Raw genomic sequence first — 19,992 nt, forward strand, 5'->3', positions numbered from 1 at the left:
TTTGTTGCATTATAATATATTTATTTCTTTTTCTGAGATTCTGCCTGCTCCATCATTTCCCTCATCTTCCTTTGGAAACGACTTTCTTTTTTAGGCTTTTTCTTATTCTCCTGAATTTTTTCGTGGATTTTTTCATCATCAATGATATACTTCTTAATCACGAGCATTATCACAATGGTAATCAAGTTTGAAATAAAATAGTACAAACTCAACCCACTGGCATAATTGTTAAAGAAGAACAACATCATTACGGGAGAAATGTATATCATTACTTTCATAATGCTTCCCATATCGGGCATTCCTTCCTGGGCTGGCTGTTGCATGGCCTGTTGTTGCCCGGTTGTCATTTTCATATAGAAAAATATGGCAATAGAAGCCAAAATCGGGAACAAACTAACATGGTCTCCGTAGAACGGAATACTGAACCCTTCCGGGAACTTGTATATAATATCGTATGATGAAAGGTCGTTTGCCCAAAGAAACGATTTTTGCCGCAACATAATAGCTGTTGGAAAAAACATAAACAACGCATAGAAAACAGGAATTTGCAGAAGCCCCGGTATACAACCGCTCATTGGGCTCACTCCTGCCTTGCTGTAGAGTTTCATGGTTTCCTGTTGGCGCTTCATTGGATTGTCTTTGTACTTCTGCGCAATTTCATTCACCTCAGGTTTAATAACCTTCATTTTGGCCTGCGATAAATACGACTTGTATGTTACCGGAGACAACGCCAACCTTACAATAATGGTCATTATAATAATGGCAATACCATAAGGAAATACCGAACTCAGGAAGTCGTACAAAGGCGTAAACACGTGTTTATTGATAAAACCGAAAATACCCCAACCAAAAGGAATGGAATCTGATAGGTTTAAATCTTTATATTGCTTAAAAATCCTTGCGTCCGTGGGCCCGTAATACCAATGCAAATTATAATTTAATTCCCCTCCCTTTAATTCCAAAGGTGTTGAAGTGGTATAAAGTTTTACATATTTTTCTTCAGGGCTTTCATCTTCAAATAATTGTTCTGAAGTAAACGAAGCATCAGAAAAGGCATTGGGATTAACCAGGATAGAACTAAAAAAGTGTTGCCTGTATGAAATCCAACTGATATTTTTCTCGCTTTCATCGTCTTCTCCTCCCGGAGATAACTTCCCGGTATCACCATCGTGTTCGTATGTCAAGCGAGTATATCGGTTTTCATACTTAATGCTTCGGCTATGGCGTATTCCTTTTAGTTTCCAATCAAGGGTTATTGGCTGCGAACTGTTAATCACCCCGTTTAATCCTTGCGAACGGATGGTAAAATCTACCAAATATTCATTGGGTTTTAACTCATACCGGTATTCAAGGTACTTATTGCTACCGGTCTTCAACTTCATGGAAAGTACTTGATTCTCTCCATTTTTTGTCAAAGTAGGTTCAAAATATAAATCTTGGGTATTTAATGTCCTGTTATCGTTAGTATTAAAATTTAGGTTGAAGGATGCATTCCCGTCTTTAATTAAATACACGGGAATGGAATCGAACGTTTTATAATTCTTTAAAACAGCTTCTACAATCTGCCCCCCTTTGTTGCTTATTTTAAAACGAACCAATTCATTCTCGAAAGTAGTAGAATTATCGGTAGCCGATGGCAATGAAGCAGAATAGGCAAAAGCTCCCAAGGTGCCTTTATATTGAGAAAGAGCGATAGAATCTTTTAAATCAACAGCAGGGACCTGTTCTATCACTGCCGCGTTTTTTTCTGTTTCTTTTGCTTTTTCAACCTGTTCCTGTTTGGCTTTTTCAGCTTGTATTTCTTCTTCGGTAGGCTGGTTATTGTACATTACCCAAATTAAAATTACGCCTATAAGCACAAATCCAAGTATGGAGTTAATGTCAAATTTCTTTTGTTCCATTTAGTTATTATTAAAATAAGTTGCTTTTAAAAGAAGGGCAACTTCCATGATGCCATAAAACATACAAAGATGTGCCCAAATCTTCCTTTCATGCCAAACTGGCATTATTTGTTCTTTTTATATTGAAGTGCAGATTTTACAAACGCTACAAATAAAGGATGCGGATTGGCAACCGTACTTTTATACTCCGGATGGTATTGAACCCCAACAAACCAAGGATGTGAAGGTAGTTCTACTATTTCTACCAAGCCTGTTTCTGGGTTTAAACCTGTAGCTTTTAATCCTGCGGCTTCTATTTGCCCCTTAAATTTATCGTTAAATTCGTAACGGTGTCTATGGCGTTCTGATATTTTGTTTGCGCCATATACTTTTGCCACCAAACTGTTTTCTTGCACATTACAGTCCCAAGCTCCCAAACGCATTGTTCCGCCCATATGGGTAATATCCTTTTGCTCTTCCATAAGGTCTATTACCGGGTTGGGGGTATTTGGATTCATTTCGGTAGAATTTGCATCTTTTATATTTAAAACATTGCGCGCAAACTCTATTACTGCCATTTGCATGCCTAAACAGATTCCTAAAAACGGGATATTGTTCTCTCGAACATATTGAATTGCTTCAATTTTTCCTTCTATGCCCCTTTCTCCAAAACCGGGAGCTACCAAAACCCCGTCCAGTTTTGCTATTTTATTTTTTAATACATGCTGAGTAATATGCTCGGAATGGATGTACTCAACATTTACTTTTACTTCGTTTTCGGCCCCGGCATGTATAAACGCCTCTAAAATAGATTTATAACTATCCTGAAGTTCTACATATTTACCCACTAGACCGATATGCACTTCATCCTTGGGGTTTTTATGGCGATCCAGAAATTGGTTCCAACGTATTAAATCGGGAGCGGCTTTTTCTGCTAAAGCCAATTTTTTAAGCACAACCGTGTCTAAACCTTCGTGCAACATCATGTTGGGCACATCGTATATGGTAGAAGCGTCTATGGATTGTATTACGGCCTCACGTTTTACGTTACAGAACAATGCCAATTTTTCCCGCAGATCGTCTGATAGTTCATGCTCTGTCCTGCAAACCAATATATCGGCCTTGATTCCGCTTTCCATTAATGTTTTTACGGAGTGTTGTGTAGGTTTTGTCTTTAATTCGCCTGCGGCCGATAAATAAGGAACAAGTGTTAAATGGATAACAATCCCGTTGTTATCGCCCAATTCCCACATTAACTGTCTAACAGCTTCAATATATGGCAACGATTCTATATCGCCCACGGTACCGCCTATTTCGGTAATAACAATGTCGTATTCGCCATTTTTTCCGAGTAGTTGAATGCGTTCTTTTATTTCGTTGGTAATATGCGGAACGACCTGCACCGTTTTTCCTAGAAATTCTCCTTTTCTTTCCTTTTCAATTACGCTTTGATAAATTCTACCGGTTGTAACGTTATTTGCCTGAGAGGTGTTTACGTTTAAAAAACGCTCGTAATGCCCCAGATCCAAATCGGTTTCTGCGCCATCGTCGGTAACATAACATTCGCCGTGTTCGTATGGGTTTAGCGTTCCCGGGTCTACATTAATGTATGGGTCGAGTTTTTGAATTGTAGTTTTATATCCTCTAGCCTGTAAAAGCTTTGCCAACGATGCTGCTATAATTCCTTTTCCCAATGAAGAAGTTACACCACCCGTAACAAAAATGTATTTGGTATCTGCCATTTATCTTTACTTAATTGATTTTTGCCTGCATATAAACAGGTTGTTGAAATAACGCGGCAAAAATACAAATAAGAATTAAAAAAACGGTTTTCTCCTCTTTTGATTTTATGAAAATAGCTATGAAAAATAGGGGCTGTCCAAAATTTTGTTACGTCCTTATCTTTCGTATCAAACCTTCGAGTCCGTTAATTTTAATTTCGTGCATGGCCTCTAGCTGTTGCCCCAATTGCCCCTTTGGAAAGCCTTTTTGCTTGAACCATACATAATATGCTTCGGGGATATCTACCAAATAGCGGTCTTTATATTTCCCGAACGGCATTTTTGCGTGTGCCAATTTTAATAAAAACGCTTTGTTTTGCTCGATATCCATTGGGTCTTTTCGGGTTTTACTTTTTTATAAATTTGAATTTAGTTATTTTATTGAACCTATACTTCCTGCAAGGTTTTAACAAGCTTGTAGGCATGTTTGCATTGTTTTATTATGATTAATTAAGAAGGTTTACGCTTTTTTGCATGAGGGATTGAGCGGCGTGTTTAAGCTCCCCAGACAATGGAATGTCTGGGAGCGAGTAGCGAAAGCCCGACCAAGTTTTTTTTCAAAACTTGGGAATGCCCAAATTAATTATTTCCAGTTAAATGTTATAACTTTTTCTATATCGGGGTGCAAACTATGGTGCACGGGGCAGGTATTTGCGGTTTTTTCCAGTATTTTCCTGTTTTTTTCGTCTACATGAACGGGGATGTCGAAAACGACTTCTATTTTTGATATCCGTCGCGGGTCGGCGGCCATTGTTTTGGTTACCGTTGCGGTGGTTTCGGTTAGCTCTACGTCCATATCACGGGCTTTTATGCCCATGACCGTGAGCATGCAACTGGCCAGGGCCGTTGCCACGGTATCGGTTGGGGAGAAAGCTTCGCCTTTTCCATTGTTATCGGTCGGGGCGTCGGTTATAAAGGAGTTGCTACTTTTTAGGTGAACACATTTAGTTCGAAGTGCTCCCAAGTATGTTACTATCGAGGTTGGCATTGTTTTTTACTTCTTTAATTTCTAGGTTATCGTATTGAACTATGTAGAGTGCTTGATTGTAATAACCGCCGGTGGCTTCTTTTATATAATCGAATTTGTTCTCGATATATTCGGTTTCGCTTACCCGCGACGCTACATAATCCAGGTTTTTATTATAGCCCAGCCTTAAAATTACGTCCATTGTTAAATCGAATCCTCTTGTGGCATATCTGTTGGGCGTTGTTCCGTATTTTTTTTCGTACTTTTTGCTGAAAGCCGAATTTACATCGGACATTTTATCGATTGTAGGGTAATGAAAGTGCAAGTTGGACAAATGCATATTGGATATGTTGTCGCTATCGTAGGCACTTCCTTTCAATGTGGTAAGCATGGTAATGTTGTGCTCTTCTGTTTTTGCTGAATTGAGCACTCCGGTTATATTGGTCAATAACGGGATGCTGTTTGTTTCTACAATGGTCCAGTTTTCTTTTTCTGCTGATAAAAACGGATTGATTTCGTCCAGCCTGATAAATTTATCGTCTATTGGGGTTATTACCTTTGCACCGGGAAATATAGTTTGCAACTGGGTTTTTACAGCGGCACTTTTTTTATCTGAAATAATGATGATGTTTTTATCCGTTCCGTTTTCTGTTAAGAATTGAAGCATTTTCTTACGCAACAATTCATCGGGCGGCAAGGTTTGGTACACATTGTTGTACAGGTTTATCCCTTTGTTGGAAAAGGGCGCAAAAATAGGTGTATTGCTGGCCCTTACATAATTGGATACCCTGTTGAAGGTTTGTGGTAATATGGGGCCAATAATTGCATTGCTGCCCAACAGCTTCCCGCTTGAAGCTATTTGCGACACAGTACTTTCGTTGGCACCGCTGTCGAATACTTTTAAATCTACCGACAAGCCTATTTGCTTTGCCGAATCCAGCGCCATTAAAGCCCCGGTATAAAAATCGAGAGAAACGCTTAACAGCTTATCTTTTTTTATTTTTTCTTTGTTGGTGTTTAGGTCCTCAAAGTTCAACTCGTCCAACTTAAAAGGGAGGATCATGGCTATTTTTGATGGCTGATCGTAATGCAGGCTATCCAGCAATGAGAATTTTTCGACCAACTGACCATTGTTTACCGTTAAATCGCCCATTTTGTCTTTTGGTAACTTGAGCACCATTCCTGCCTTTAAACCATCTTCCTTTACTTCTGGGTTAAGGGCTTCTATTTCTTCTTGGGTAACGCCCAATTTAACTTTTAGCCTGTAAAATCCTTCTTTTGGCAATACGGTATAATAGTTATACGTATCTGTTTCAATAGGTTTTTTATCGTTTCCGGCCACAAACGGTACCCAAAGCGTGGCGCCTTCTTTTAGTACTTCGGGCATGCCCGGGTTAAGGGCCTTAAGGGAATCTACGGTAATACCGTGCTCGTAAGCAATACGCCAAGGCCCCTCCTTGGGTGCCACTTTGTATGCAATAAGCCCCTCTTTTACCATTGGCATTGAAGGATTGGCCGTAGTTTTAAAAACGGGAATTTTTATTACTTCATTTTTTTTGAGCTGCCTGCTGTAGAGTTCTTTGTTGTAACGTTTTATATCGTCTACCGTAACATTGTATTCTTTTGAAATGGCATATAAAGTTTCTTTACGGCTTACCTTGTGTTCTACAAAACGTTCTACTTCGCCTGTTTGGACTTGCGTGCCTTCCCATTGTCCCTGCGTATCTTTTTTTTCTGAAATAGGGATTACTACAATTGTGTTTGCCTTTACACCGTTTTTTACTTCGGGGTTTAACTTTATAATGGCATAGGGCGTAACTTGGTATTGTTTGGCTATGCTCTCTAATGTTTCCCCTTGTTTAACAGCATGTGTTTCGAATTTTTGTGCATGTAGGGTTGCACAAAAAAGAAATGCTAGTATAAAAAAGACTTTACAATTGTTCATAAGGTTTATTTTGGTTTTCAGATTTTAGGCCAGGACTAAATTTTCTTGTAATGACCGTGACTGCAAAAAAATTAGACTTCCACGACTTCAGGTTTAAAAAATTTAACCCCGATATTTCTAAAATCATACATTGTATTCTCTATCGCTACTCCCACTCGATGGTTGCCGGTGGTTTTGAACTTATATCGTATACTACTCTATTAACGCCCTTAACTTTATTTATTATATCGTTAGAGGTTTTTTGTAGAAATTCATAAGGCAGATTTACCCAATCGGCCGTCATTCCATCGGTACTTTCTACTGCACGTAAAGCTACACATTTTTCGTAAGTCCGCTCGTCTCCCATAACACCAACCGAATTTACGGGCAATAAAATGGCTCCTGCCTGCCATACTTTATCGTATAGTCCCCATTGTTTGAGTCCGTTAATAAATATAGCATCTACTTCTTGCAAAATACGAACTTTTTCGGCAGTAATGTCGCCCAAAATCCTGATTGCCAATCCCGGCCCGGGGAATGGGTGCCTTCCCAACAAGTCGGGGTTAATACCCATGGATGCCCCAACGCGCCTTACCTCATCTTTAAACAACATTTTTAATGGTTCGACTACTTTTAATTTCATAAAATCGGGCAGGCCACCTACATTGTGGTGACTTTTAATGGTGGCAGATGGGCCGTTTACGGAGATGGACTCTATTACATCCGGGTAAATTGTTCCCTGCCCCAGCCATTTTACATCGTTGATTTCGTGCGCTTCATCATCAAAAACTTCTATAAATACCCGGCCTATGGCTTTTCTTTTAAGTTCTGGGTCGCCTATCCCTGCAAGCGCGTCCAAAAAGCGTGCCGAAGAATCTATTCCTTTTACATTAAGCCCCATTCCTTCGTATTGTTTTAGCACACTTTCAAACTCATCTTTACGCAACAAGCCGTTATTTACAAAAATACAGTACAGGTTATCGCCTATTGCTTTATTAAGCAGTACGGCGGCTACAGTAGAATCTACACCACCAGAAAGCCCTAGCACTACCCGGTCGTTCCCTATTTTTTCTTTTAGCTCGGCAACAGTCATGTCTACAAAATTATCGGGCGTCCATGTTTGGTCTACCCCGGCTATTTTAACCAAAAAATTCTCCAACAACTGTTTTCCATCAGTTGAATGATATACCTCTGGGTGAAATTGAATAGCATAAGTGGTTTCACCTTCAATTTTATAGGAAGCATTTTCCACATCGCTCGTACTGGCCAATTTAACTGCTCCCGTGGGCAACTTCTTAATGGTGTCGCTATGGCTCATCCATACTTGGCTCCCTATTTGTATATTATCAAAAAAAGCTTCGTTTTCAGCAATAAAAGAAAGGTTTGCCCTTCCGTATTCGCGCGTATTGGACGGGGCTACTTCACCTCCGCCAAAATGGGCCAAATACTGTGCCCCGTAACACACGGCAAGTATAGGCACTTTTCCCCTAATCTGCGACAAATCGGGATGGGGTGCATCTTCGCCTCTTACAGAAAACGGGCTTCCGGAAAGTATTACGGCTTTATATGTGCTTAAATCCCCTGGTAAATTGTTATATGGATATATTTCGCAGAAAATATTGAGTTCCCTAACGCGTCTTGCGATTAACTGGGTATACTGCGAACCAAAATCTAAAATGAGTACGTTGTTTTGCATGCGCAAAAATACTATTTAATAAGAAAATGAAAAGGGTTCAAAGAAGTATTTTTTAAACAGTGCAAACCAAAATGGTTGATAACTATTGCTGAATGGTTATTTGTGAAGATTTTTCATAAAAATAGAGGTTGTCCTTTGCATAACCAAATTCCATAATACTATCTATTAGTTCCAGTCCTTCTACCTTTTGCTTGGTCACAAAAACAGTATTCAATGAGTCCAAGGCATTTTTTGGCAATGTAAAATCATCGGCACAAAAAATGGTTTTTCCGGGCTTTTTGTACGAAATGCTCCCTGCATAAACAATATCGGGAAGCTGCCATGCCTTTTCAGGATGGTTTCTTTCTAGTTTATCTATTACCGGGGTAAAAGAATGATGCACTACGGAGTCTATGCCCAGCAAACTTTCGAAAGGGGTACGCAATACCTGAACAAGTATTACAAAAACAAACAACCGCATTCCCCACCGTTGCCATGAGGTTTTATTTTTTGGCACAAAAACCTTTAATAACAATATGGAAAACGGCAAATACAACGGCAATAACCAACGCTCTGAAATCCTTCCGGAATTAACAATGGTAAAAATAAGCAATACTAGCGCTGTTTGAATAATCAACATTTTTACCAGCCAGTTTATCTTTGTTTTGGTTAGCTTTACCTGTTTGGTAAAAAACATTACAACCATTATTATTAAAAATGGCAAAATTAAATTCAAAAAACTCTTAACAAACGCCAAAATAGGTGTTATTATCCATATGCCGCCATCTAGATTGGCTTTCGACTTACGCTCCATACTTTGATGGAACATATCCTGATATTCTAAATGTGCAAACAACCAATATACATGCGGACTAATTAAAAGCAAACAGGCAATTAGGCTAATCCATATTTTTTTGTCCAGAAACACTTTCTTGGCTTCTTTATCAAAAAACGGAATCAGGATAAAAGTTGGCAACAGCATTAAAAAATTATACTTTGCCAAGAGACCCCCTGCAATTATTGCCCCAAACATGAGGTAGTTTTTCCAGGACTTATTTACCAGAAGCCTTGAGAAAACAAAATAAAGCGATACCGATAAAAAACACATAAAAGAAGTATGAGACAATCTTCTAAAAGTAAAATCGATAAAAACAGGGATGAGCACCAACAGCCATAACGTTATTTCTGCAAGTCTTTCTTCTTTATAAAGATCTTTTGCCAAACGGTACATCATTAACAACGTGCCGGTAAACCAAAGGGCGCGAACCCCGGCAAAGGAAACCCTGTTTACGCCAATTATTTTGTTGACCAATATTTGAATCCACGTATACAAAGGCGGCTGGTCGTTGTAACCCAAACGGAACCATTGCGAATAATATGCCTGTTCCGCATCTTCCCATTCGGGAGCAACTTTTAAAAAAGATATAAAAACAATGGCCACAAAAGCAAATAATGCCACATAGAGGACATTTTTGGGTATTGGTATTTTAAAAAAACTCACTTCACTATAAATTATGAAACAAATGTAGCTTAATTTGAGTAAAAATACGTAACCGAAAAAGGCATCGATTTAAATATTAGCAATTTTTATTATGCAAATAAACAGCTTTTGACATAAAAAAAAGAGGCCTGAAAAGTATAGAATATCTCTGCCACATGAAGTCTGATGGAGCTTAATTTACTGAAGTCCAGAAAGTCTTCGACAAGCTCAAACTGACATTTAGTACTGAAAAAAACCTTTAGACTTTTTTAAGTACTTGATATATTTATTTTTGTCTATCCTTTTACTTTTTCCGATGGGACCGTACCGTATTTATCAATTAAATAAACCAAAGCGGTCATTGTTGCGGCACCCAGCTCCAGTTCGCGTTTGTTTACGTGCTCAAAAGTATCGTTTGCCGCATGATGGTGGTCGAAATAACGTTGGGAATCGGGCCTCAATCCAGCCAATACGGTTCCGTTTCCTTTTAAGGGCCCTACATCGGCACCGCTGCCCCCTTTTTCAAAATAATGAATTAAATACGGTTTAAACAGTGGCTCCCATGAAGTAATTTGCTTAAAATTGGCATCATCACAATCAAAAGAAAAGCCCCTTGGCGTAAATCCGCCGGCATCGCTTTCTAGGGCAAACACGTGGTTTTCTTCTTTCTCTTTGGCAACTTCGGCATATTTGGTAGCCCCGCGCAGGCCATTTTCTTCATTCATAAACAAAACCGCACGGATTGTCCTTTTGGGCTTGTAGCCCGTTTCTTTTAGCAAGCGCAATACCTCCATACTTTGTACGCAACCTGCTCCATCATCGTGAGAGCCATCGCCTAAATCCCATGAATCCAAATGCCCGCCTACCGTGATTATTTCATTGGGGTATGTACTTCCCTTAATTTCACCGATAACGTTGTACGACTGTGCATCGGGGAAAACCTTGCAAGTTTGCCTAAAATAAAACTTTATGTCTTTGTTCAATGCCAAAACACTGCTTAAAAGCTCTGCGCCATTGGTACTAATTGCCGCGGCCGGGATACGTTTGGATGCGGGTGTGTCTCCATAGCTCATGCTGCCTGTATGCGGATAGTCGTCCAAGCGCAGGTTCATGGAACGCACGATAACGCCAACGGCCCCATATTTGGCGGCTTCGGCTGCACCCGAATAACGCTGGTCCACGCATCCGCCGTAGGCTTCAAATGTTTGTATCAAATCGGCCTGCATAGGGCGGTTGTAGAATACTATTTTGCCCTTTATTTTTTCTTCTCCTAACTTTTCAAGGTCTTCCAGCCCCTGCACCTCTACAACATTTGCCTTTAATCCTCCCGATGGTGTTGCAACCGAACCTCCCAGGGCACAAATATCAATATTATTTGTATCGCCGGGGCTGTATTCTATATAGGCAAATTCTTTAATCCCGCGGGTCCATTTTGGCACCATGACCGGTTGTAGCCATACACGGTCGAGCCCCAAAGAATCTAACTGGGCCTTGGTATATTCTACGGCGCGCTCTGCATTAAAAGAACCCGATAAGCGACCGCCAATTTGATTGGACAGGTAATCCAGCCACGCGTAACTTTTGCCATTGGTTAAAGATTGTGTGTATATTTTTTTTAACTGTACTTCGTCTTCATTTTGGGCCATTGCCAGTACAGGAAGCAATAAAAGCATTGAAAATAATACGCTTTTTTTAATCATTGTTGGTCTATTCATTGTTTAATTGTTCTTTATAAGTATCCAGTTTTGCCTTTACTTCTTCATCAAGTTGAGGGTATTTTATATCTTTTAAATCTTTCAGCTCATCATACATAATATCGGCCACTATGGTCCTGGCCGCTTTTTTGTTATCGGCAGGGATAACATACCAAGGGGCATCTTTTGTCGATGTAACATTTATGGCTTCTTGGTAATATTGTTGGTACTGGTCCCACAGGGCACGCTCTTTTAAATCGTCTGGAGAGAATTTCCAGTTCTTTTCTTGCAGGCGCAACCTTCTAAGGAGCCTGTTTTTTTGTTCGTTCTTGGACAAATGAAGGAAAAATTTAAAAATAATGGTACCATTTTGTACTAAATGTTTCTCAAAATTTTTAATCTGCTCAAAACGTTGGTGCCAAAAAGCATCGGTAATATCGTCTATGGTATCTATCCCGGGAATATTTTCGCCTAAAATAAATTCGGGGTGCACGCGTGTTACCAAAACATTTTCGTAATGTGTCCGGTTAAAAACGCCAAATTTACCCCGGGCGGGCAAGGCAATGTAATGCCTCCACAAATAATCGTGCTGTCTCTCAAGGGCCGTTGGTGTTTTAAAACTGTGCACCACAACGCCCCGCGAGTTAAAATCCTTGAATACTTCGCGGATAAGGCTATCTTTCCCGGCAGTATCTATTCCCTGAAAACAAACAAGCACACTGTATTTACCATGTGCATACAATACATCCTGGAGCTCCCCTATCTTTTTTCTAATATGTTTTAACCTATCTTTCAACGCATCGTCTGTAGCATTTAAATCATCAAGCGTTGGCACTTCCTGTAATCGGACGGGTGCATCTATCCTGTAGTGAGAGGTTTTAATTTTGTCCATTTTATTTTCCTTTAAATTAATTGGCCCATACCACATATAGCGATAAGTTTACCACAAAGTTTTTTAAAAGTACAATTAATATTGTAATATTGCTTTGCCCAAATTTATAAACCTAAATAATCTATGCTATGAAGAACCTTACTTTATTCTTCCTATTTGTATTAACAACCAATTATGCGGTTTCCCAATGTACATCGGCCTATTCGCAGGCAAGTTATGCGTTGGCCCATACCAAAAAATCGTTGAGCTCAGATAATTTCGACCACCAAAAATATTATGCCGGGCGCGCCATAGAAGCCCTGGAAAAAACCAAGTCCTTGGTAGAAAGCTGTGGGTGCAGTGAAGCAACCAGCCCCATACTGGACGCACTGGACAACTTAAAGCTGGCCGAAGACCCTGCCGATTGGGAAGCTGGCCGTTTCTATGCCAAGCACGGTTATGAATACCTGCAAACCCTGATGACCAAACTGGATTTATGTACCAGCAATGCAGCCACCGTTAATTACGAAGTAGAAGCAACCACGGCACCCACCGTTAGCGCCACAAACACTTCGGGACCCTCGGCAGGCGATGGGAGCCTACAGGCACAACAACAAGAACTGGAAGCCGAAAAACAACGCTTACTGGAACAACAACGCCTATTGGAAGAAAAAATAGCCAAGCAAAAGCAATTGGCCGAACAGGCCAGAGTTAACAGGCAATTGGAGCTCGAAGAACAAATAAAACTAAAGCACATGGCCGAGCAGGCCCTTTTTGATATTGAAAAAAATTACCAGGAACTGGCCCGCGCCCTAAATTGCCAAGCAGCTATAGCAGTTTTAAAAGGTGGTTATTCCAGGGAAGACGATGTTTTAAACAATGAAACCCTGGAGCAAACCCGTGCTTATTACCTAAACCTAACAGCGGCTACCCAACAAAAGGTTTTGGAAGCATTGAAAAAATGCACCAAATAAAGGAAGCGGTATTCCAAATTAGTATATTTTGATTTTTTTTATGTTGGTGGACGTATCCATTGGGGTTCCGGACGTGTGTAGAGTAGTATTTTAATCCAAAAAGGACTAAAATGTTATGTTGTTACGTAGCTATGTCGTTGTTCGTTGGTAGTTACTCTTTGTTCGCATTGGTTGACCTCTTGAGTTCAGTGTTGAGGGTTGAGAGGCCAGCGTTGAGAGGTTCAAAGTTCATCTAACAACAATCAAGAAGTATAGGTTAAAAAGGTCATTATCTCACATTTTTATTAACTTGTGTAACAGGCACAATGTATATAACTTATTACGGCTGAACCCCAATTAAGGAACTCATTACAATTTGCTATCTTCGTGTTACGGTGAAAATCCTCACGGATTTCCCGAAAAAAGCCATACACAAAACCTTGACCATAATTTTAAAAACCTATGAGAATGACATTTACATACATCGGTCTTTTCATTTTTTTGTTTTCGTGCACTACTAATAATGAGCCTGTTTATACAAAGTTACAGCCAAACATCTATGAGATAAACAACCAACACTTCTACAGCGAAAAAGTACACACGTATTTAATCGAGTTAGATGATAAGGTCTTGCTTTTTGACATCCCGACTTATTCCGATGAAATTAAAGAATTCATCACATCTTTCAAAAAACCTGCATTTGTAATACTATCACACGGGTCGTGCGGAATTTCAGACGGAACAAAATGGCAAAAAGAAATCGGACTTAAAGTGTATGCTCACGAAGCAGACGCAAATCATCCTTGGTTAAGAATGAAACCTGATGTTTTCTTTACAGAAATGCCCAAATTAGGAGAAAACATCGAAGTTATTTAGACGCCAGGCCATAGTTCGGGAGCAGTATGTGTATTGGAGAAATCATCAAAATCATTATTCTCTGGAGATACTTTCTATGGAGACAAAAATGGTAAAATCAGGGATTTCAGCAAACAAAATCCTACTGATCATGAAAATCCTTCGGACAGAATAGAGAGTTGCAAAAAACTGTTGGACTATGATTTTGAAAACGTTTACCCATTTCATTATAAAATAATCGAAGGAAATGGAAGAGAAAAATTAGCAGAATATTTGAATGAAAATTAAAAAACTACCGCCAATAACTAAGTAACCATTGCACAACTCTCTAATTAAAAATAAAATATACTTAAGCCCTTTTTAAAACTTTTATTATACTAGATAGAAGTGTTAATCATCATTTCATAACTTCACCTACCAACTTATGCAATAGGCACAACATATATAGCCTGTGGCCAAGACCATTGATGACAAGCTTAAGAACTCAATTATTACCAATATGGTAACTTTTTATTATATTTGCGACAAACAAGCATAATGTGAGAGTAATAGCGAAACGCACTTTACGAAATTATTGGGAAAAACATGCTGACTGTGAAGAACAATTAAAGTCTTGGTTTAGGGAAACCGAAAAATCCGAATGGAAAAACATAAATGAATTAAGAAAAGATTATCCAAGTGCCAGTATTTTAAAAGACAATAGGATTGTTTACAATCTTAAAGGAAATAATTATCGGTTGATTGTTAAATTCAACTTTGAATACCAAATATGCTGGATAAGGTTTATTGGAACTCACGCTGAATACGATAAAATTGACGCAAATAACACCTGATTATGAAAATAACACCCATTAGAAACGAAAAAGATTATCAAAAAGCACTCAACAGGCTTGAGGTCATTTTTGATGCAAAAAAAGGAACTGACGAGGGAGATGAATTGGAAATCCTTTCAATATTAATTGACAGATACGAAAACGAAAATTTCCCAATCGGAATGCCCGATCCAATTGAAGCCATTAAATTCAGAATGGAGCAAATGGGAATGAAACAAAAAGACTTGGCAGAAGTTGTCGGGTTTAAAAGTAGGGTCAGTGAAATTTTAAGCAAAAAACGCAAACTTACTTTAGGAATGATAAGAAAGCTGAATTCAACACTTCACATCCCGACTGAAGTCTTGGTTCAAGATTATTAATAAAAAAAACAGTTGCCAACAGCTTATATAGTTTATTGCAGCTGAATCCCGATATGTTATTTAATTTATACCGTGGTTATTTGCTGGCAAAAAGTTTAACATCGTCTTCGGTGACTTCTTTTCCGCCTAAAATAATAAGCCTTTCCACTACGTTGCGGAGTTCGCGTACATTGCCTGTCCAATCGTATTCCTGAAGGAGTTTTATGGCTTTGTCAGTAAATTTTTTAACGGCATTCCCCTGTTCTGAAGCTATTTTTTTTGCAAAGTGCTCTATAAGTATCGGGATATCATCGCGCCGGTCGTTTAAGGCGGGTACGTCTATTAAAATAACCGCCAAACGGTGGTATAGGTCTTCCCTGAACTTCCCGTCTTCTATTTCCTTTTTAAGGTCTTTATTGGTAGCGGCCACCACGCGTACGTCTACTTTTATGTCCTTGTCGCTACCAACGCGCGATATTTTGTTTTCTTGTAGCGCCCTTAAAACCTTTGCCTGGGCAGAAAGGCTCATGTCTCCTATTTCATCTAAAAAAATAGTGCCGCCATTGGCTGTTTCAAACTTTCCCGTCCTGTCCTTGACAGCCGAAGTAAAGGCGCCTTTTATATGTCCAAAAAGTTCGCTCTCTATTAATTCTGAAGGGATTGCGGCGCAGTTTACCTCTACCATGGGTTTGCCAGAGCGGTCGCTTTTTTGGTGCAACCAGTGGGCCACCAATTCTTTACCCGTTCCGTTGGGACCCGTAATCATTACCCGGGCATCGGTGGGGGCGACTTTTTCTATCATTTCCTTGATCAAGGAAATGTTTTTGCTTTCCCCTACCATTTCGTAATTCTTGCTAACTTTTTTCTTAAGTTGCTTGTTTTCGGTAACCAGTTGCTTTTTGTCCAAGGCATTGCGTACCGTGTTTAATAACCTGTTAAGGTCTGGCGGTTTAGAAATATAATCGTAAGCTCCCATACGCATAGTATTAACGGCCGTTTCGAGATCTCCGTGCCCGGAAATCATTACAAAGGGAAGCTCTGGCTTTATTTTTTTGGTAGCCTGCAAGACCTCCACGCCATCCATTTTGGGCATTTTAATATCGCACAAAACCAAGTCGTATTCATTTTTCTTTATAACTTCCATTCCTTCCAGGCCATCTCCTGCTTCATCAACTTGGTAATTGTTGTTTTCTTCTGTCAATATTTTTACAAGCACGCGCCTTATGGCGGCTTCATCTTCTATAACCAGTATTTTTGACATTTCTTCTTGTTTGTTTTCTTTATAGCTTTACCACTAAAAGTTATTGTTATTTTTTGTTTAGAGTTGCTCACCCTACTTCGGTAGGCCCTACAATATATGGTGCACAAGCCTTTATAGATAAATCCCTGTCCGGGAAAAACGGTACTTTGCCGGACTAGGCGGGTTATTTATTAAAAATATGTACATCCCTTTGTGGAAAAGGAATGCTTACTTTGTGTTTTCTAAATAAATCATCAATAGTAAACCGTACCGCACTTTTTATGCGCGGATCCGAAAAGCTGTCGTTAATAAAAAAATTTACATCAAATATTAAAGCAGAATCCCCAAAATTTTTAAAATTTACCGTTGGCTTTGGGTTTTTTAATATTCCTTTTTGTACGTCTACTGCATCGAGCAACAGTTTTTCTACCAACCTTGTATCGCTCCCGTAGGCCACCCCCACGGTAACGGTTTCCCGGGTAGTTCTATGGTTTTGGGTATAATTGTAAATAATATCGGTTAAAAATTTATGGTTGGGTATTATTATAATTTTATCATCCCGGGTAATGGCACGCGTAGTTCTAAGTTTAATGTTTATTACCCTTCCTACTTTGCCTTCAATTTCAATAATATCTCCAACATGCAGGGATTGGTCAATTATTATAAGAACACCAGAAATGATATCCTGAAAGAGGTATTGCAATGCAAAACCAAGCCCTACAAACAATGCTGCCGAAGCCGTTAAAAGCACCGTTAAGTCTACTCCCGACGAGCTTAAAACTATGATGATTATTATAAGATAGATAAAGTAGTTTGCAAACTTAAATATGCCTTTAAACTTAAGCCTATCGTCTAGTGGGAGCTTTGAGGTCATTAACCTCCTTATTAACTTTAAAACATAAAATGATGCTATACAGCATAAAATAATCATCAACAATGTCCCGGCTGTGATTGTTGATTTTGTCCCTTCGAATATGGGATAGGAAAAAAAATTGGATATTCCCTTTATAATATCGTTAATTATTTCTTTCATCTTTTTTATAATACCAAAAACAACTACAATATATATAAAATAAATTCTATTTATATTTTAACCACCTATAAATTTCTTTGTAGCTCGGTTTTTTACCGTACATTAAAATCCCAACGCGGTAAATTTTAGCTGCCAGCCATACAATAAACAAAAAAGTAAGTATAAGCAACAAAATCGAGGTTATTAACTGCCACCAGGGTACCCCTGCCCCGCCAACGCCGCCTGGCAGGCGCATCATCATTACTATGGGCGACGTTAATGGAAATAACGAAAAGGCTACCGCAATTGGCCCGTGCGGATTTTCGAAAACCGAAAAGAAGCCCACATAAATTGCCAGCATAAGCGGTGTAATTACCGGAAACATAAACTGTTGCGTATCTGTTTCGTTGTCTACGGCGGCGCCTATTGCTGCATAAATAGAACTATATATTAAATATCCCAAGGAAAAATACAATAGAAACGAAACAATTAAGGTACCCCAAGGTATTTTTACCAGCTCGTTTACGTATAATTGAATGGTGTCCTGTGAAGCAGATGCCTCTAATGTATGCATGGCCTCCGGGGAAATATTTGCCCTGGAATGCATTGTATCTATCTCTATGCCCATTACAGAAAGTACCACATAAGTTAAAATTCCAGCCGATACGATCCAAATAACAAATTGTGTAATTCCCGCCAATGAAGTACCTATAATTTTACCGAGCATTAACTGGAATGGCTTTACCGATGATATTATTACTTCTATGATCCTTGTGGTTTTTTCTTCTATAACGCTCCTCATTACAAAGGCACCGTAGATAATAATAAACATCATGATAAGGTAGCCAAAGCCACCACCAATAAATGCCTTGAACTCGCTAATGCCCTTTACGTTTTTTTCTCCGCTAAAATTAACGATGTTCATTTCGTAATTTTTGTCCAGTGCGTTAATTACCTGCGGGGCAATTTGTAAGGTTGAAAGTTTTTCTTCCCTGACCCTGGCCGAAATCTTTCCTTCCAGACTCCCTAAAATATCCAAGCTGGGCGATTCTTTGGTATAAAACTGGATATTTTCTGCCACCGAATCTATATTGTTACCGCTTGGAATATGGAGCAGGCCGTAATAACCAAGGCTATGCACCGAATCTATGGCTTCTTGAAGTGGAATATCCCTAAAATCCATAAAAGAGGCTTCGGCACCTGTTTCAAACTGGTGGGCAAAAAACGGACTTTCGTCCAAAACGGCCACGATTCTCTTTTCTTCACTGTTTACCTTGGCCAAATAGACCACTAGGGCAATCATGGCCACAATAATTAATGGGCTTAAAATGGTCAATACAATAAACGACTTGTTTCTTACCTTGGCCAAGTATTCCCTTTTTATAATAAGTATTAATTTGTCCATTTAATTTCTTTTTACCGTTTCAATAAAAATCTCATTGGCAGTGGGCACTACTTCAACAAAATGGGTAATCATGCCCCTGCTGGAAAGGTGTGCCAGTAAATCGTTGGCAGTTTCCCCCTTTTTTAGTTGGACCCTCAATTTTAATTCGTCTCCCAAGGATTTAAAATGAGCATCAGTTACGGTATATTTTTCTTCGAGTTCTTTTTTTAACGGCTCTTTCTGAAGGGTTTCCAGACCCACTTCGAAAGTACCATTTTTAAATTCCCTCTTAATGTCGATAAGTTTTCCGTCTAGAATTTTATTGGATTTATTTATCAGGGCAATATGGTCGCAAAGTTCTTCTACAGATTCCATTCTGTGCGTGGAAAAGATTACCGTAGCACCGTTTTCTTTTAAACGAAGGATCTCGTCTTTAATTAAATTTGCGTTTATGGGATCGAAACCGCTAAAAGGTTCGTCAAAAATTAAAAGTTTCGGTTCATGGAGCACGGTTACCACAAATTGTATTTTTTGTGCCATCCCCTTAGAAAGTTCCTGTATTTTTTTGTTCCACCAGTCGCCTATTTCCAACCTCTCGAACCAATATTTTAGTTTTTTTTGGGCATCGGCTTTGCTCATTCCCTTTAGCTGTGCCAAATAAAGAGCTTGCTCACCTACTTTCATGCTTTTGTACAGCCCCCTTTCTTCCGGCAAGTAACCAATCATTTTAATATGATCTGGGTTTAAAGGGTTTCCGTTAAAGATAACTTTTCCTTTATCGGGGTATGTTATTTGATTAATAATACGGATAAAAGTGGTTTTTCCAGCTCCATTAGGGCCCAGGAGCCCAAAAATTGTTCCTTCGGGAATCTCAAGGGAAACATTGTTTAATGCGGTGTGGTTTCCAAAAGTTTTAGAAACATTTTCAGCTACCAGTAAATTAGGCATATTAAATTTTATTTTTTCAAAGATATCGGATATTCATATACCATAAAAGGGAAACCCGCTTTTATGGGTTAAACCTCAGCACGAATAATCAAACTTAGGTTTAAATATTTATTAAATAAAAACCCACCCTTAAAAAAGTATCAAGGATGGGAAAAAA

General features: G+C 39.0%; 17 protein-coding genes and 1 pseudogene. 5 read left to right on the plus strand and 13 right to left on the minus strand.

All coding sequences use genetic code 11. From position 1 onward, the window contains the following. Window positions 1-20: 20 nt before the first annotated feature. The 9 genes from yidC to UXI14_RS01715 all read right to left on the minus strand — a co-directional run bounded on the left by yidC (window position 21) and on the right by UXI14_RS01715 (window position 12,293). The gene (gene yidC / locus UXI14_RS01675; protein ID WP_335964509.1) at window positions 21-1,901 is read right to left on the minus strand and encodes a membrane protein insertase YidC; all 1,881 of its coding nucleotides are present in this window, start codon (window positions 1,899-1,901) and stop codon (window positions 21-23) included. Window positions 1,902-2,005: 104 nt separating this feature from the next. Beyond that, window positions 2,006-3,622 (minus strand): CTP synthase, encoded by a 1,617-nt coding sequence (locus UXI14_RS01680; protein ID WP_335964510.1) that lies wholly within the window; start codon window positions 3,620-3,622, stop codon window positions 2,006-2,008. A gap of 148 nt (window positions 3,623-3,770) precedes the next feature. Further along, entirely contained in the window at window positions 3,771-3,992 is a 222-nt protein-coding gene (locus UXI14_RS01685; RefSeq protein ID WP_335964511.1) for a DUF3820 family protein, read from the minus strand. Window positions 3,993-4,244: 252 nt separating this feature from the next. Further along, window positions 4,245-4,649, minus strand: coding sequence for an OsmC family protein (locus UXI14_RS01690; RefSeq protein ID WP_335964512.1), 405 nt, complete (start codon window positions 4,647-4,649; stop codon window positions 4,245-4,247). Continuing rightward, complete coding sequence (locus UXI14_RS01695) at window positions 4,606-6,573, minus strand: LysM peptidoglycan-binding domain-containing protein (RefSeq protein ID WP_335964513.1); 1,968 nt, start codon at window positions 6,571-6,573, stop codon at window positions 4,606-4,608. The genes UXI14_RS01690 and UXI14_RS01695 overlap by 44 nt, the downstream gene beginning before the upstream one ends. 145 nt (window positions 6,574-6,718) lie before the next feature. Next, window positions 6,719-8,248 (minus strand): glutamine-hydrolyzing GMP synthase, encoded by a 1,530-nt coding sequence (gene guaA, locus UXI14_RS01700; RefSeq protein WP_335964514.1) that lies wholly within the window; start codon window positions 8,246-8,248, stop codon window positions 6,719-6,721. A gap of 82 nt (window positions 8,249-8,330) precedes the next feature. Next, the gene (locus tag UXI14_RS01705; RefSeq protein WP_335964515.1) at window positions 8,331-9,686 is read right to left on the minus strand and encodes a glycosyltransferase family 39 protein; all 1,356 of its coding nucleotides are present in this window, start codon (window positions 9,684-9,686) and stop codon (window positions 8,331-8,333) included. A gap of 317 nt (window positions 9,687-10,003) precedes the next feature. Next, complete coding sequence (locus UXI14_RS01710) at window positions 10,004-11,407, minus strand: M20/M25/M40 family metallo-hydrolase (RefSeq protein WP_335964545.1); 1,404 nt, start codon at window positions 11,405-11,407, stop codon at window positions 10,004-10,006. 7 nt (window positions 11,408-11,414) lie between these two features. After that, window positions 11,415-12,293 carry a PPK2 family polyphosphate kinase gene (locus UXI14_RS01715; RefSeq protein WP_335964516.1) on the minus strand — a complete coding sequence of 293 codons (879 nt, stop codon included), beginning with the start codon at window positions 12,291-12,293 and terminating at the stop codon, window positions 11,415-11,417. 128 nt (window positions 12,294-12,421) lie between these two features. Between UXI14_RS01715 and UXI14_RS01720 the strand changes: the two genes are divergently transcribed. The 5 genes and pseudogenes from UXI14_RS01720 to UXI14_RS01740 all read left to right on the plus strand — a co-directional run bounded on the left by UXI14_RS01720 (window position 12,422) and on the right by UXI14_RS01740 (window position 15,272). Continuing rightward, window positions 12,422-13,246: a hypothetical protein gene (locus UXI14_RS01720; RefSeq protein WP_335964517.1), complete on the plus strand. Its 825-nt coding sequence runs from the start codon at window positions 12,422-12,424 to the stop codon at window positions 13,244-13,246. Window positions 13,247-13,693: 447 nt separating this feature from the next. Further along, the gene (locus tag UXI14_RS01725) at window positions 13,694-14,101 is read left to right on the plus strand and encodes a hypothetical protein (protein ID WP_335964518.1); all 408 of its coding nucleotides are present in this window, start codon (window positions 13,694-13,696) and stop codon (window positions 14,099-14,101) included. 12 nt (window positions 14,102-14,113) lie between these two features. Continuing rightward, a pseudogene (locus UXI14_RS01730) lies at window positions 14,114-14,368 on the plus strand (hypothetical protein); the annotation flags it as partial. A 251-nt stretch (window positions 14,369-14,619) separates the two neighbouring features. Beyond that, entirely contained in the window at window positions 14,620-14,913 is a 294-nt protein-coding gene (locus tag UXI14_RS01735) for a type II toxin-antitoxin system HigB family toxin (RefSeq protein WP_335964519.1), read from the plus strand. A 2-nt stretch (window positions 14,914-14,915) separates the two neighbouring features. Next, window positions 14,916-15,272: a helix-turn-helix domain-containing protein gene (locus UXI14_RS01740; protein WP_335964520.1), complete on the plus strand. Its 357-nt coding sequence runs from the start codon at window positions 14,916-14,918 to the stop codon at window positions 15,270-15,272. A gap of 76 nt (window positions 15,273-15,348) precedes the next feature. Here the strand turns inward: UXI14_RS01740 and UXI14_RS01745 are convergent, their stop codons facing one another. The 4 genes from UXI14_RS01745 to UXI14_RS01760 all read right to left on the minus strand — a co-directional run bounded on the left by UXI14_RS01745 (window position 15,349) and on the right by UXI14_RS01760 (window position 19,835). Beyond that, entirely contained in the window at window positions 15,349-16,512 is a 1,164-nt protein-coding gene (locus UXI14_RS01745) for a sigma-54 dependent transcriptional regulator (RefSeq protein ID WP_335964521.1), read from the minus strand. A 163-nt stretch (window positions 16,513-16,675) separates the two neighbouring features. Continuing rightward, complete coding sequence (locus UXI14_RS01750; RefSeq protein ID WP_335964522.1) at window positions 16,676-17,524, minus strand: mechanosensitive ion channel domain-containing protein; 849 nt, start codon at window positions 17,522-17,524, stop codon at window positions 16,676-16,678. 46 nt (window positions 17,525-17,570) lie between these two features. Then, on the minus strand, window positions 17,571-18,908 hold the full coding sequence (locus UXI14_RS01755; protein ID WP_335964523.1) for an ABC transporter permease: 1,338 nt from the start codon (window positions 18,906-18,908) through the stop codon (window positions 17,571-17,573). Continuing rightward, window positions 18,909-19,835 carry an ABC transporter ATP-binding protein gene (locus UXI14_RS01760; protein WP_277898686.1) on the minus strand — a complete coding sequence of 309 codons (927 nt, stop codon included), beginning with the start codon at window positions 19,833-19,835 and terminating at the stop codon, window positions 18,909-18,911. Between the last annotated feature and the right edge of the window lie 157 nt (window positions 19,836-19,992).

Origin of the sequence: Galbibacter sp. PAP.153, assembly GCF_037029175.1 — a bacterium.
GTDB classification, from domain to species: Bacteria; Bacteroidota; Bacteroidia; order Flavobacteriales; family Flavobacteriaceae; genus Galbibacter; species Galbibacter pacificus.